General features: G+C 53.6%; 7 protein-coding genes. 2 read left to right on the top strand and 5 right to left on the bottom strand.

The window, feature by feature from the left end; genetic code table 11:
* Positions 1-10: 10 nt before the first annotated feature.
* Together nrdA and ubiG are read right to left on the bottom strand one after the other, a co-directional pair.
* Positions 11-2,296: a class 1a ribonucleoside-diphosphate reductase subunit alpha gene (nrdA, locus tag ACR8BF_RS06385; RefSeq protein ID WP_179895223.1), complete on the bottom strand. Its 2,286-nt coding sequence runs from the start codon at positions 2,294-2,296 to the stop codon at positions 11-13.
* A gap of 505 nt (positions 2,297-2,801) precedes the next feature.
* A complete protein-coding gene (gene ubiG / locus ACR8BF_RS06390; protein ID WP_179895224.1) occupies positions 2,802-3,527 on the bottom strand; it encodes a bifunctional 2-polyprenyl-6-hydroxyphenol methylase/3-demethylubiquinol 3-O-methyltransferase UbiG in 726 nt (241 codons plus the stop codon).
* 177 nt (positions 3,528-3,704) lie between these two features.
* Here ubiG and gyrA point away from each other — a divergent pair, with 177 nt between their 5' ends.
* Positions 3,705-6,377, top strand: coding sequence for a DNA topoisomerase (ATP-hydrolyzing) subunit A (gyrA, locus tag ACR8BF_RS06395; RefSeq protein ID WP_313697951.1), 2,673 nt, complete (start codon positions 3,705-3,707; stop codon positions 6,375-6,377).
* A gap of 423 nt (positions 6,378-6,800) precedes the next feature.
* The gene (gene rcsC, locus ACR8BF_RS06400; RefSeq protein ID WP_434745733.1) at positions 6,801-9,653 is read left to right on the top strand and encodes a two-component system sensor histidine kinase RcsC; all 2,853 of its coding nucleotides are present in this window, start codon (positions 6,801-6,803) and stop codon (positions 9,651-9,653) included.
* A 43-nt stretch (positions 9,654-9,696) separates the two neighbouring features.
* On the opposite strand, the gene rcsB is transcribed toward rcsC, so the two are convergent.
* Genes rcsB through ACR8BF_RS06415 form a run of 3 tightly spaced genes read right to left on the bottom strand, consistent with a single transcriptional unit; the run spans position 9,697 to position 14,180 of the window.
* The gene (rcsB, locus tag ACR8BF_RS06405; protein WP_003854204.1) at positions 9,697-10,347 is read right to left on the bottom strand and encodes a response regulator transcription factor RcsB; all 651 of its coding nucleotides are present in this window, start codon (positions 10,345-10,347) and stop codon (positions 9,697-9,699) included.
* A gap of 1 nt (position 10,348) precedes the next feature.
* A complete protein-coding gene (rcsD, locus tag ACR8BF_RS06410; protein ID WP_434745734.1) occupies positions 10,349-13,006 on the bottom strand; it encodes a phosphotransferase RcsD in 2,658 nt (885 codons plus the stop codon).
* A 19-nt stretch (positions 13,007-13,025) separates the two neighbouring features.
* Positions 13,026-14,180: an MFS transporter gene (locus tag ACR8BF_RS06415; RefSeq protein ID WP_434745735.1), complete on the bottom strand. Its 1,155-nt coding sequence runs from the start codon at positions 14,178-14,180 to the stop codon at positions 13,026-13,028.
* Between the last annotated feature and the right edge of the window lie 673 nt (positions 14,181-14,853).

Raw genomic sequence — 14,853 nt, forward strand, 5'->3', positions numbered from 1 at the left:
CGCCTGGCCATTAGATCTTACAGGCGCCGCTCTCGCAGCCATCATCCTGGATAGAAGGTGCCAGATCATCCTGCGCATCTTCCGCACCGTCACGGGTGTTCTGATAGTAGAGCGTTTTCACGCCGAACTTGTATGCCGTCAGCAGATCTTTCAGCAGCTGTTTCATCGGCACTTTGCCGTTGGTAAAACGTGACGGATCGTAATTGGTGTTGGACGAAATCGCCTGGTCGATGAATTTCTGCATCAGACCCACCAGTTGCAGGTAGCCGTCGTTGTTCGGCATTTCCCACAGCAGTTCGTACTGATCTTTCAGACGCTCATACTCCGGCACGACCTGACGCAGGATGCCATCTTTCGATGCTTTGATGCTGATGTGACCACGTGGTGGCTCAATACCGTTGGTGGCATTGGAGATCTGCGACGAGGTCTCAGACGGCATGAGCGCAGACAGGGTCGAGTTGCGCAGGCCGTGTGTTTTGATCTCTTCACGCAGGCTGTCCCAGTCGAGATGCAGCGGTTCGTTGCTTATCGCGTCCAGATCTTTCTTGTAGGTGTCGATCGGCATGATGCCCTGCGCATAGGTGGTTTCGTTGAACCACGGGCAGGCACCTTGCTCTTTCGCCAGCGCGTTTGAGGCTTTCAGCAGGTAATACTGAATCGCTTCAAAGGTTTTGTGGGTCAGGCCATTGGCACTGCCATCGGAGTAGCGCACACCATGCTTCGCCAGATAGTAGGCATAGTTGATGACGCCGATACCCAAGGTACGACGACCCATTGCGCCACGCTGGGCAGCCGGAATCGGGTAATCCTGATAATCGAGCAGCGCATCAAGCGCACGTACTGCCAGGGTAGCCAGCTCTTCCAGATCGTCGAGGCTTTCGATGGCACCGAGGTTGAACGCAGAGAGCGTGCACAGGGCAATCTCACCGTTTTCGTCGTTAACATCTTCCAGCGGTTTGGTCGGCAGGGCGATTTCCAGGCAGAGGTTAGACTGGCGAACCGGCGCGATGCGCGGATCAAACGGGCTGTGGGTGTTGCAGTGATCGACGTTCTGAATATAGATACGGCCGGTTGACGCGCGTTCCTGCATCATCAGTGAGAACAGATCGACCGCTTTAACACGCTGCTTGCGGATGCTCTGATCCTGCTCATATTTGGTATAAAGGCGTTCGAACTCGTCCTGATCGGCGAAGAACGCATCATACAGGCCAGGTACATCAGACGGACTGAAGAGGGTGATATCTTCGCCTTTCAGCAGGCGCTGATACATCAGCTTGTTGAGCTGTACACCGTAATCCATATGACGCACGCGGTTGCCTTCAACACCGCGGTTGTTCTTCAGCACCAGCAGGCTTTCTATTTCCAGATGCCACATCGGGTAGAACAGCGTCGCTGCGCCGCCACGCACGCCGCCCTGAGAACAGGACTTCACCGCAGTCTGGAAATGCTTGTAGAACGGGATACAGCCGGTATGGAACGCTTCACCGCCGCGAATCGGGCTGCCCAGCGCACGGATACGACCGGCATTGATGCCGATACCAGCACGCTGAGAGACATATTTCACAATCGCGCTGGAGGTGGCGTTGATGGAGTCCAGGCTGTCGCCGCACTCGATCAGCACACAGGAGCTGAACTGACGCGTCGGGGTACGCACGCCTGACATGATTGGCGTCGGCAGCGAGATTTTAAACGTTGAGATCGCATCATAGAAACGCTTGATGTAATCCATACGCGTGTCGCGCGGATAGCCAGAGAACAGGCAGGCCGCGACCAGAATGTAGAGGAACTGCGCGCTCTCGTAGATTTCACCTGAGACGCGGTTCTGCACCAGATATTTGCCTTCCAGCTGCTTAACTGCGGCATAGGAAAAGTTCATGTCACGCCAGTGGTCGAGGAAAGCGTCCATCTGCGCGAACTCTTCCTGGCTGTAATCTTCCAGCAGGTGGCGATCATATTTGCCCATGTCGACCATCTTAACGACCTGGTCATAAAGCTTCGGCGGCTCAAACTGACCATACGCTTTTTTGCGCAGGTGGAAGATTGCCAGGCGGGCAGCCAGGTACTGATAGTCAGGGGCATCGCGAGAGATGAGGTCTGCTGCGGCCTTGATGATGGTCTCATGAATGTCAGAGGTTCTGATTCCATCATAGAATTGAATGTGAGAGCGCAGTTCCACCTGTGACACTGAGACGTTGTTCAGCCCTTCAGCTGCCCAGTCCAGCACACGGTGAATTTTGTCGAGATCAATGCGCTCCTGGCGGCCATCGCGTTTAGTAACGAGCAGACTCTGGTTCATGTCGCGTATTTACCTTTGCGTGAGTATCCAAAAATTAAAAGAAATCCCGGTTTATACACAGCCTATTCATTGTGAATAATGTGTGGATAAACACTACATCTAGGGGGTGATGAGAAAAGTCATAACTACATGGGGGCATATTTTAGTATTTTACGGCCGCTTAACAAGAGCAAAAAATGATGGCTGGAGGGGTTGTAATTCTTGCGAAATTTCTTAGCCCACGCCTTGTAAGGCCTGGCAACATGTCAACCAGATCACACTTTTTTTTCTTAATATGATCGGGCGCGTGTTTCTTATTCAATCCTTAAGATTCAGCAGGAAAAGGGATGAAAAATGGCTAAAAACCGCTAGCAGGGAACTGCAACAGTGAACGGACGGGGTTTTGGATGACGTAACCTATTGGCAACTATCAGAATGCCTGTGATGCAGCGAGGGCAGCGACTGCTCAGGCAGAAAGCACGGGCAAAGGAAAAAGTGCCCGCCCGGATGCAGGCGGGCAGATTGCTCAGCTGGCGCGGTGAGTATGCACCATATAATTCACGTCAGTGCCGGGTGCCAGTTTGAAGCGGTTGGTCACCGGGTTGTAATGCAGGCCAATAATGTGGCGTTCACGCAGGGCTGTTTCATCGACCCAGCCAAGCAGTTCGGAAGGACGAATAAACTTCTTCACATCATGGGTGCCGCGCGGCAGCATGCGGAGCACATATTCCGCGCCAAAGATCGCCAGTAGCCACGCTTTGGGATTGCGGTTCAGCGTAGAGAAAAAGACTTCGCCGCCGGGTTTAACCAGCTTCGCACAGGCGTGAACCACGGAGCGTGGATCCGGTACGTGCTCCAGCATCTCCATACAGGTCACCACATCATATTTTCCGGCGTTCTGATCGGCATGCTCTTCAACGGTCTGCTGCACATAGTCCAGCGTTACGCCGCTCTCCATGGCATGCAGGCGCGCCACGGCCAGGGGTTCCGCTCCCATATCCAGACCGGTCACTACCGCGCCTTCACGCGCCATGCTTTCGGATAAAATACCGCCACCGCATCCGACGTCGAGCACGGTTTTACCGAACAGGCCATTACTGTGCTGCGCGATGTAGCCCAGGCGCAGCGGGTTAATACGGTGCAACGGTTTAAATTCACCCTCCAGATCCCACCAGCGCGAGGCAACGGCCTCAAACTTGGCAATTTCCTGCGCATCGACGTTATGCTGATGATTCTGCGGTTGTGCATTCATTGAATCGTAACTCCTGACAAAATGTGCCCATAGTATAAACGCTTAACCGCAGTTGGCACACCTTTCAGGGGCAATGAAAAGCGGGGGAAATCGGTGGTTAACGTTCACCAGAGCATTGCAGTGTGATATACTTTCGCACCTTTAAAATCCGGGATTAAGTAGAGGGATAGCGGCTCCATGAGCGACCTTGCGAGAGAAATTACACCGGTCAATATCGAAGAAGAATTAAAAAATTCTTACCTCGGTTACGCCATGTCGGTCATCGTTGGCCGAGCTTTACCCGATGTGCGTGATGGCCTGAAGCCGGTTCACCGTCGCGTTCTTTTTGCGATGAGTGTACTGGGTAACGACTGGAACAAACCCTATAAAAAATCTGCCCGCGTCGTCGGTGACGTTATCGGTAAATATCACCCGCATGGTGATTCTGCCGTTTACGACACCATTGTACGTATGGCCCAGCCTTTCTCCCTGCGTTACATGCTGGTGGACGGACAAGGCAACTTCGGTTCCATCGACGGCGACTCCGCCGCGGCGATGCGTTACACCGAAATTCGCATGTCGAAAATCGCCCACGACCTGTTAGCTGACCTGGAAAAAGAGACCGTCGATTTCGTCCCGAACTACGACGGCACTGAGCAGATCCCTGAAGTTCTGCCGACCAAAATTCCTAACCTGCTGGTGAACGGTTCTTCCGGTATCGCCGTAGGTATGGCAACCAATATTCCACCGCATAACCTGCGTGAAGTGATCAACGGCTGCCTGGCATACATCGAAAATGAAGACATCAGCATTGAAGAGCTGATGGAGCACATTCCGGGGCCTGATTTCCCGACCGCCGCCATCATCAATGGTCGCCGTGGCATTGAAGAAGCGTACCGCACCGGTCGCGGCAAGATTTATATTCGTGCACGTGGCGAAGTCGAAGCCGATGCGAAAACGGGCCGCGAGACCATCATTATTCATGAGCTTCCGTATCAGGTTAACAAAGCACGCCTGATTGAGAAGATTGCGGAGCTGGTGAAAGAGAAACGCGTCGAAGGCATCAGCGCACTGCGCGATGAGTCTGATAAAGACGGCATGCGTATCGTGATTGAGATAAAGCGCGATGCAGTCGGCGAAGTGGTCCTGAATAATCTCTATTCACTGACCCAGTTGCAGACTTCATTTGGTATCAACATGGTCGCGCTGCATCAGGGCCAGCCAAAGATTATGGCACTGAAGGAGATTCTGGACGCCTTCGTTCGCCATCGTCGTGAAGTCGTGACGCGTCGTACTATTTTCGAACTGCGTAAAGCCCGTGACCGTGCGCATATCCTGGAAGGTCTGGCGATTGCGCTGGCGAATATCGATCCGATTATTGAGCTGATTCGTCGTGCACCCAACCCGGCAGAAGCGAAAGCGGGTCTGATTGCGCAGGCGTGGGATCTGGGTAATGTGTCAGCGATGCTGGAACGTGCAGGCGATGACGCCGCCCGTCCGGAGTGGCTGGATCCGCAGTACGGCATCCGTGAAGGTCAGTACTATCTGACCGAGCAGCAGGCTCAGGCGATTCTGGATCTGCGTCTGCAGAAACTGACTGGCCTTGAGCACGAGAAACTGCTGGATGAGTATAAAGGTCTGCTGGAGCAGATCGCAGAGCTGTTACGCATTCTGTCTGACGCCGAGCGTCTGATGGAAGTGATCCGCGAAGAGCTGGAGCTGATGCGTGATCAGTTCGGCGATGAGCGTCGCACAGAGATTACTGCCAACACCGCTGATATTAATATCGAAGACCTGATCAATCAGGAAGATGTGGTGGTGACATTGTCGCATCAGGGCTATGTGAAGTATCAGCCACTGACCGACTATGAAGCGCAGCGTCGTGGTGGTAAAGGCAAGTCAGCCGCACGTATCAAAGAAGAGGACTTCATTGATCGTCTGCTGGTGGCCAATACCCATGACACGATTCTTTGCTTCTCAAGCCGCGGCCGTCTGTACTGGATGAAGGTTTATCAGTTACCGGAAGCGAGTCGTGGTGCGCGTGGACGTCCAATCGTCAACCTGCTGCCGCTGGAAGCCAACGAGCGTATTACCGCGATTCTGCCGGTACGTGAGTATACCGAAGGCTTCAATATCTTTATGGCGACCGCGTTGGGAACCGTGAAGAAGACCGCGCTGAAAGAGTTCAGCCGTCCGCGTAGCGCCGGCATTATTGCCGTGAATCTGCGTGACGACGATGAGCTGATCGGTGTGGCGCTGACCAACGGCAATGACGAAGCGATGCTGTTCTCAGCGGCCGGTAAAGTGGTCCGCTTCGCAGAAACCGCAGTCCGTGCGATGGGTCGTACCGCCTCTGGCGTTCGAGGCATCAGGCTGGCTGAAGGCGATCGCGTTGTCTCTCTGATTGTGCCGCGTGAAGAGGGTGCAATCATGACCGTGACGCAGAATGGTTACGGTAAGCGTACTGCCAACAGTGAATACCCGACCAAGTCGCGTGCGACGCAGGGTGTGATTTCAATTAAAGTGACCGAACGTAATGGTCCGGTGATTGGCGCTGTTCAGGTTGTCGATGGCGATCAGATTATGATGATCACCGATGCCGGTACGCTGGTGCGTACCCGCGTGTCAGAAGTCAGCATTGTGGGCCGTAATACCCAGGGTGTGATTCTGATTCGTACCGCAGAGGATGAGAACGTAGTCGGTCTGCAGCGTGTTGCCGAGCCGGTTGAAGAAGAAGAGCTGGATTCAATCGACGGTAGCGTGGCGGAAGGCGAGGATGATATCGCGCCAGAGGCAGAGATCGACGATGAAGAGAGTGCACCGGAAGCGGACGCAGAAGACGAAGACGACGCCGCTGAAGACGAAGAGTAATTTGTCTGACGTAAGCTGAGGTTCGTTGCAGAAACGGCAGGTCAGGGGAAACCCGGCCTGCCGTTTTTTTGTGCGCGAGGGGAGCCAGGAACGCGTTGCTGTGAGTCGGGAGCCGCCGACAGGCCCGTAATACCCGATCGCAAAGGATTCCCGCATCCCTGGCGTGGAGGCTTTGCTCTTCGGGCATTACGGGTCTTTCTGATTCTGAATGTTGTCTCGCTGTGCAGGAATGCAGGCGTGTATTTGTTTGAAGGACAGATGCGGCCACTTGATGTTGGGGTAAAGATGTCGCTTTCACTATCCTAAAAGATTCCCAAACCTTCCGCTAAGCCTGCGGCTGGCTGGCTTTTTTCGCCCGATAAAGCTAGTGTATGGGCATTAAAAATCGATGATGCGACTAACCTTGCCAACTGCGAGTTACCTTTGAAATATCCTGTCTCTTTCCGCACTACGCTTCGCATCTCGCGCTACCTTTTCCGCGCGCTGGCGCTGCTAATCTGGACGCTGGGCGCTGTTCTGACGGCGTTTTACATTATCAGCGTGCTGCACAATAAAGAGACGCAGGTTCGGCAGGAGTTTGCCAGCAACTACGGCACCATTCAGTGGTATGTGCGCCATTCGGCGGACATGATGCGTGAGCTGAAATATATCACCGAGAACCGCTTAACCAATGCCAGCAGTGGCCTGGATGTGCTGACTGGCGTGATGCCGGGTAAAGCCACCCAGCCGCAGTTTACGCCACTCTTTTCAGATGGCGACTGCACCTCAATGAGTAACACCTGGCGCAACTCGCTCGATTCACTCAGCTACTACATCAATTACTGGAAAAGTAACTTCGCCTCCTCGTATGAACTGAATCGGGTGTTCTTTATCGGGGGCGAGAGCCAGTGTCTGGCTGACTTCACTATTGGCAGCAACAATGCTGACCGTGACCGCAGCCTGAAATCGTTGCGCGAAAATGTGCTTCGCTATCGCAACAGCAGCGAAGAAGAGCGCCGCAATCCGATGTATTGGATCAACAGTAGTGCTCAGCCCGGCGTCGGAACCTTCTACATGGTGGTGCCGGTTTACGTAGCTAACAAATTACAGGCGCTGCTGGGTGTTGAGCAGAATATCCGCCTGGATGAGTTTATCCAGCCGGGCAGCCTGCCGATCGTCGCGTCCATTACCGATGAAAATTATCGTCCACTGCTTAACTCGCGGCGTGGTGGGCTGGGCTTCTCGCTCGACAATCTGCCGGATGATAAAACCTGGTTTGGTTATCTGAATGGTTATCGTCAGCTGGTCCTGAAAAAGCCGCTGCCACCTTCCGATCTTAACGTGGTGTGGTCGATACCCACCGACGTGATGATGGATCAGCTTAAGCTAATGATCATTAATGCGCTGCTGCTCAATATTTTTAGCGCCGTGATCCTGTTTACGCTCGCCTGGGTATTTGAACGGCGGATGTTCCTGCCGGCGGAGGAGAATGCGCACCGGCTGGAAGAGCATGAGCAGTTTAACCGTAAGATTGTCGCCTCTGCGCCGGTCGGAATCTGTATTTTACGCACCAGTGACGGCACCAATATTCTGAGTAACGAGCTGGCGCACAATTATCTGACGTTGCTGACGCAGGAAGATCGCCTGCGGCTGAATGAAATTATCGGCGGCCAGCAGGTTAACTTTGTCGATGTGCTGACCGGCAGCAACACTAACCTGCAAATCAGCTTTGTGCATTCGCGCTATCGTAATGAGAACGTGGCGATTTGCGTGCTGGTCGATGTCTCGGCACGTGTCCGGATGGAGCAGTCTCTGCAGGAAATGGCCCATGCGGCAGAGCAGGCGAGCCAGTCAAAATCGATGTTCCTCGCAACCGTCAGTCACGAACTGCGCACGCCGCTTTATGGGATTATCGGTAACCTCGATCTGCTACAGACTAAAGAGCTGCCCAGCGGTATCGACTCGCTGGTCACGGCGATGAACAACTCCTCCAGCCTGCTGCTGAAAATCATCAGCGATATTCTCGATTTCTCGAAAATTGAGTCCGAGCAGCTGAAAATTGAGCCGCGTCCGTTTGCCCCTCGTGAAATTGTGACGCACATCGTCGGCAACTATCTGTCGCTGGTGGTGAAAAAGCGACTCACGCTCTACTGCTTTATCGAAAACGACGTTCCGCAGGTGCTGGACGGCGATCCGCTGCGCCTGCAGCAGGTGATTTCGAACCTGCTGAATAACGCGATTAAATTTACCCATACCGGCTGTATTATCCTTCATGCCTATGTTGCTGAGGGGTATCTGGCCTTCCGCGTCCGGGATACCGGCGTCGGCATTCCGGCGAAAGAGCTGCCGCGCCTGTTCGATCCCTTCTTCCAGGTGGGAAATGGCGTTCAGCGTAATTTCCAGGGCACGGGGCTGGGACTGGCGATCTGTGAAAAGCTGATCAATATGATGGACGGTGACATCGAGGTGGACTCAGAGCCAGGCATGGGCAGTCAGTTCATTGTGCGAATCCCGATCTACAAAGGGCAGAAGCCGTCACTGATGCTGCTGGAGGATCTGCAGGATAAGAAAATCTGGCTGGCGATGCGCAACGCGTATCTTGCAGAGTTTATTACGCGCCAGATTCAGCAGCAGGGCATTCAGGTCGCGGAGTATAACGGTAAGCCAGGGCACGACGATGTGGTAATGACCGACTACGATCTGGAGACCGATTTACCGTTGCGCGCGCTGGTCACGTTTGACGGATCGCATGTGGATATGCCGCGTGAACGTCAGCCGGGACGCTGGATCCACTCCACCGCCACGCTGCACGAGGTGCCGGCGCTGCTGGCGCGCATCTATCGGATCGCGCTGGGCCATGACGCGGCAGATGCGCTGTTACTGACTGCACCGGTCGAAGAGAAAGTGCATAACGATGACATCATGGTGCTGATTGTTGATGACCATCCGATTAACCGCATGCTGCTGTCAGAACAGCTCGGCACGCTGGGCTATCAGGTGAAAACCGCGCAGGATGGCGTTGATGCGCTCAATGTCCTGAGCCGTAATGAGATCGATATTGTGCTTACCGATGTGAACATGCCGAACATGGATGGTTATCGCCTGACGCAGCGTTTACGTCAGCTGGGTCATCTCTTCCCGGTTGTCGGCGTGACGGCGAATGCGCTGGCGGAAGAGAAACAGCGTTGTATGGATGCGGGTATGGATAACTGCCTGTCGAAACCGGTGACGTTAGATGTACTGAAAGTGACGCTGGCGATCTATGCTGAGCGGGTGCGTAAAACGCGGAGAGGATAGGGCAGAGGTGAGGTGGTGCAGGCTGCACCACCTCAGAGGTCACTTAGTCTCTTTCGACCTGGCTCTGGCTGACAGAGGACAGGTAGTTCAGCAGTGCGATATCGTTATCCACGCCCAGTTTCATCATTGCTGATTTCTTCTGGCTACTGATGGTTTTGATGCTGCGGTTCAGCTTCTTGGCAATCTCAGTGACCAGGAAACCTTCTGCAAACAGACGCAGCACTTCGCTCTCTTTCGGTGACAGGCGTTTGTCGCCATAACCACCTGCACTGATCTTCTCCAGCAGTTTCGCAACGCTTTCCGGCGTGTACTTCTTGCCTTTCTGCAGTGCAGCCAGTGCTTTTGGTAAATCGGTAGGCGCGCCCTGTTTCAGGACAATCCCTTCGATGTCGAGATCAAGCACGGAACTCAGAATCGCGGGGTTATTGTTCATGGTCAGAACAATAATCGAGAGATCCGGATAGTGGCGTTTAATGTATTTAATCAGCGTAATACCATCGCCATACTTCTCACCTGGCATAGAGAGGTCGGTGATCAGGACGTTGGCGTCAAGCTTGGACAGATTATTGATCAGTGCTGTTGAGTCTTCGAACTCACCTACAACGTTGACCCATTCAATTTGTTCCAGAGACTTTCGGATACCGAAAAGGACAATTGGATGGTCATCGGCAATAATTACGTTTAAGTTATTCATCTTATTGGTTACCTTGCTGCAGCAGTTGATTGACGTAAGCGTCAATATCACTGGTGGTATTTGTAATGTTTGAATCGTCACACGCTTTAATGTGGTGTTCTAACTCTTCACAAAGCTGTTTGCCGGGAGTCAGATTGAGCATGGCAAACACGCCCTTAAGGCGATGCGCTGTCTGAGCAAGCGAAGCGTAGTCCTTTTCCGCTGACTCAGTATACAGTCTCTTCACATCAACCGGAACTGTCTCCGTAAACAGCTGGAAATAGCCGCCGCTCATCAATGGCGTGGCCGCGTCGTCTTCCATGTCGTTATCCATCACATCATGCGACAGTTGTTTCTCAATCAGGGCCAGCAATGCATCCAGCATTGCATTACTGAGATTGAAATTGACCCGATACTGCTGGTCGTTCAGTGCATGATGACCCAGTTCATCTTCAGCCAGCAGCAGTGCCCAGCCGCTGAGCTTTGATGGATCGTCGGTCACCATAACATCGTGATCCTGGCCGGAGATGCGCTCATCAGGCGTCAGACAACGCGCTCCCCAGTTTTCCAGATGGCGGCAGACGATTTTACGCACGTCCTCCACAGTGACCTCCACCAGCGCGGTCACACCATCCAGAATTTTTTCCTCTTCTTCTTCGCGCTTCTCTTCCAGCACCAGCGGCAGCTGCATGTTGTAGCGTGTGCCGATATCCACTTTTGCAACGATATCGAGGCTGCCACCCATCTGCTTGCAGAGCTGTTTACACAGGAAGAATGCCATGCCCGAAGCCTGTCCGTAGCGATCCTGACTGGTATCGCCCAGGAACGGGAAGTCGACATTGGCCAGTTCATCCACCGTCAGGCCCGCACCGGTATCCACCAGTTCGATGAACACTCTATCGGCCTGCTTTTCGGCAGCCTTAACTTCCAGGGTGATTTTGCCCCAGCGGGTGGTGGTCAGGGCATAATGCATCAGCGTGGTCAGCACTTTGCGCAGGGCACGACGGTCGCCGAAGCGCGTCTCGTCATTCGGCAGGTGATTATTCACCACCAGCGACAGCCCTTTGCGGCGCATCAGCGGCAGGCTTTCCAGTGCGATCTCATCCAGCAGTTCCTGCAGGTTAAAGACGACTGCATCCGGTGACCAGTCGTGCGCCTCAAGTCGGTTCAGCAGGACGATATCATCCACCAGTCGTGCCAGGCCCTGACTCTCATCAAGCAGGTCCAGCACGGTTTCATCGGCATCACGCTGGCTGAGCTGCACCAGCTGCGTCACCATCTTCTCCAGTGGCTGATTCAGCGCATGGCCCAGATTATGCAGCAACTGCTGACGCATCTGATGGTTACGATCCAGCACCTGCTGCGCTTTCTGCAGTTTTTTGTTCACCAGCAGCTCACGATCCTGGTCACGCATCATAAACAGCTGCGTATGCGGCGACAGCACGCTGCGGGCGTGGCGGATTTCATACACTTCGTTATTAATGGTGGCCTGCAATACGCCCTGATGCTGGTCGGACATATTAATGATCTTCTGCAGATTGAGGTGAGGCAAAAGGTGTTCAGCAATCTTATTGCTCAGCAGAGTACGGTTGCTGGCAAAGTCATACACCAGCAGGCCGACAGGCAGGCTGGCAACAATCTCTTCATTTAATACCCGAAGTGAATCGAGTTCAGCGCTCTGGTTTTCGCTGGGACGCAGTGACTGCTGGCGCAGCAGCACGATACCCGCCAGCGACAGCAGGAACAGCAGCAGGTTGATCAGCAGCGGCCAGAGCAGATTGTGCAGGGTGTCGATAATCAGGCGAGTAATCGGCACCTGATAGACCAGCTGCAGCGACGTACTGGGCAGCGTGGCCGCAATCTCGATATTGGGATTAACCAGTGAAACATGGGTGTTTTCGACCTCCTGCTGTTCACTGCTGCTGGCAGGCATCGAACTGTCCTGACGCAGCTGGAAGTTTTCCAGCGGCATATTCTGCGGAACGAGATCGTTAACCGGCAGATCAAAGGCCACGACCGTGGCCAGATGGCCCGGCTGGTTAAAGGTGGTGCGCAGCGTGAAATAGTGATCGTTCTGGAAGGCCAGGTGGCGCAGCGGCGAGAAGCTCTCGCGCTCATCCAGCGCATTGGCCTGCTGCAGCATCTCAGCACGGCGGCCATCCACCATCGAACTGATGGCACTCTCTTTATAGCGTGTCGCCATATCTTTCAGCGGCAGGGTCGAGATCATAATCAGGCTATTGTCCTGACCATTCAAAAAGTACATCGACCAGGTTGGATTTTCCGCGCCCCACAGCGTGTCGAGATAGTTTGACATTCGCATGGTCATGTCCAGCGTGCTGCTGTCATGGGAGCCGAAAATCAGCGCTTCGGTTTTACGGCGGGTTTTTTCCAGATAATAGACGTCAGGACGCAGCCGCGTCTCCTGCAGGTTACTGCCAGGCGTCGCACCGGCTGCGCTGGTAGAGAGGTTTTCATAGATCTGCCAGGTGGCAAACCGATAGGCGTCGATGCGCTTCTGCACGTCGCGCGCCAGATCGTCCATGGCATAGCGTTTCCCGGTCAGCCAGGCGTTGACCGAGTTGTGCACCATAAAGCCCAGCGCCAGCAGGAGCACCAGATTGAAAACCACAAAAAAGCGGGTGACATTGCCGGAGGTCAGTGGAAACTTATACAACATAGCGTGTCGGGTACCTGAATTATCGCGCAACTTTTCGCGCACTGACGGCTACCGCTAACAGCAGCAGGGCGATCACTAAAAATGCGCCGCTGAGGCTGATCCATTGCGAAATGAATCCGATTAAAGCCGGACCTGAGAGAATACCCGCATATCCCAGCGTTGTCATGGCAGAAATCGCCAGGTTCGCAGGCATATCCCGTTGATTCCCGGCAGCATTGAACAACATCGGCACCGTGTTGGATAAACCAAAGCCGACCAGCAGGAAAGCGAGCAGGGCGATCTCCGGCCACGGCAGCAAAACGGCCAGACTCATGCCCGCCGCAGCGGTCAGCGCGCCGGTGAGCATTACCGGGTAGCGGCCAAAACGCTGGATGATCTTATCGCCGCTAAAACGACCCAGCGTCATCGCCACGGAAAAGACCGCATAGCCGAGTCCGGCCCAGGCGGGTGTCATTTCCGGATTCTGCAACAGCAGCAGCGCGCCCCAGTCCAGCACGGCTCCTTCCGCCAGAAACAGGATAAAGCAGAGCAGGCCAAGAAACGCGACCCAGCCGCGTGGGATCACAAGCCAGGGCTGATCGGGCTGGTGCAGACGTTCATTCATCAACACCGGAAGTCGCCACAGCAACAATAAAAGCATCACCGCCATCACCACCAGCGTGGCCGTCAGCGGCGTCAATGACTGGCTCAGCAACAGGCTCACCGTCCCCGCGCCCATAATCCCGCCCAGGCTGAAGAACCCATGGAAGCCGGACATCATGGGTTTATCCGCAGCCTGCTCAACCTGAACTGCCTGATAATTCATCGCCACATCCAGCATGCCCAGCCCGGCACCAAAAATCATCAGTGCCGCCGCCATCACCAGGTGTGAGTCAGCCGTCGCCAGCAGCGGCATCATCATCAGAACTAACAGCGTAGAGAAGCACATTACCCGACGGCAGCCAAACTTCGCCACCAGCGTGCCGGTCACCGGCATCGCAGCCAGTGAACCGATACCCAGACAGAGCAGTAACGCGCCCAGTGATGCGCCGCTGAGCTGCAGACGATCGCGGGCAAAGGGCACCAGCGGTGCCCAGGCTGACATCCCTAATCCGTTGATTAAGAAAATGGTGCGCGTGCCCCAGTTCAGGCGGCTCTGATGTTTATGTTGTTGTGCAGCATCCAGTGCGGTCATAGGTCAGATTCATCAATGGTAAAGCGGAAAAGTGTAGCACTGGCCGCGAATCAGTGGCCGTTATGCCTCTTATCAGAAGGGTGCAGCAACATCATATAAATGACAAAACCGGGAGTTTACCGACTTTTATTGCGCCGCGAATTTTTTCCAGAACTTTCCTGGTATGACCACCGAAGGCGTGAAGTCACTTAACCCAAACATCACTGCCGCCTTTCAGCAGCGTGCTGCTGAAAAACAGGATCATGACTCCGTATAAATGCTGGCTGAGTCGCATAATGAATAAATTTTTTCTGCAGCCCTGAAGTTTATAAAATGGCGTTTTTTTAACCTGTCCGCATCATTTCTGGAAACAGTCAGCAATAAATTGACATGAAAAAACAAAGGCAAAGTGCATTTTCTAAAAACTTTGTTTCGTACATGGCTAATGTAATTAAAATAAAATCATAACTAAATCTGTTGATTGAAATTGATTTTTAACATGGTTACGCTAAAAATTAGTTCGTCAGAATCGTTACATTTTGCGTAATTCCGTACACGTTAAACTAACAATAATACCGTCATATCCCGCTTTTTTTGGGTTCGTGACGCGGCTTTGCTTTGCCGTTTCTGCCTGCACCAGGTTAAGACACCTTCTGAATGTCAGAAGGTGAAACTATGAATGAAGATCGTAATC

It is taken from the genome of Candidatus Pantoea rara (assembly GCF_051136265.1).
GTDB lineage: Bacteria > Pseudomonadota > Gammaproteobacteria > Enterobacterales > Enterobacteriaceae > Pantoea > Pantoea rara.

Bases quoted from the DNA above. Each gene is read 5' to 3' on its own strand.
- nrdA (WP_179895223.1), bottom strand. From the start codon at position 2,296: ATGAACCAGAGTCTGCTCGTTACTAAACGCGATGGCCGCCAGGAGCGC.
- ubiG (WP_179895224.1), bottom strand. From the start codon at position 3,527: ATGAATGCACAACCGCAGAATCATCAGCATAACGTCGATGCGCAGGAA.
- gyrA (WP_313697951.1), top strand. From the start codon at position 3,705: ATGAGCGACCTTGCGAGAGAAATTACACCGGTCAATATCGAAGAAGAA.
- rcsB (WP_003854204.1), bottom strand. From the start codon at position 10,347: ATGAATAACTTAAACGTAATTATTGCCGATGACCATCCAATTGTCCTT.
- rcsD (WP_434745734.1), bottom strand. From the start codon at position 13,006: ATGTTGTATAAGTTTCCACTGACCTCCGGCAATGTCACCCGCTTTTTT.
- ACR8BF_RS06415 (WP_434745735.1), bottom strand. From the start codon at position 14,180: ATGACCGCACTGGATGCTGCACAACAACATAAACATCAGAGCCGCCTG.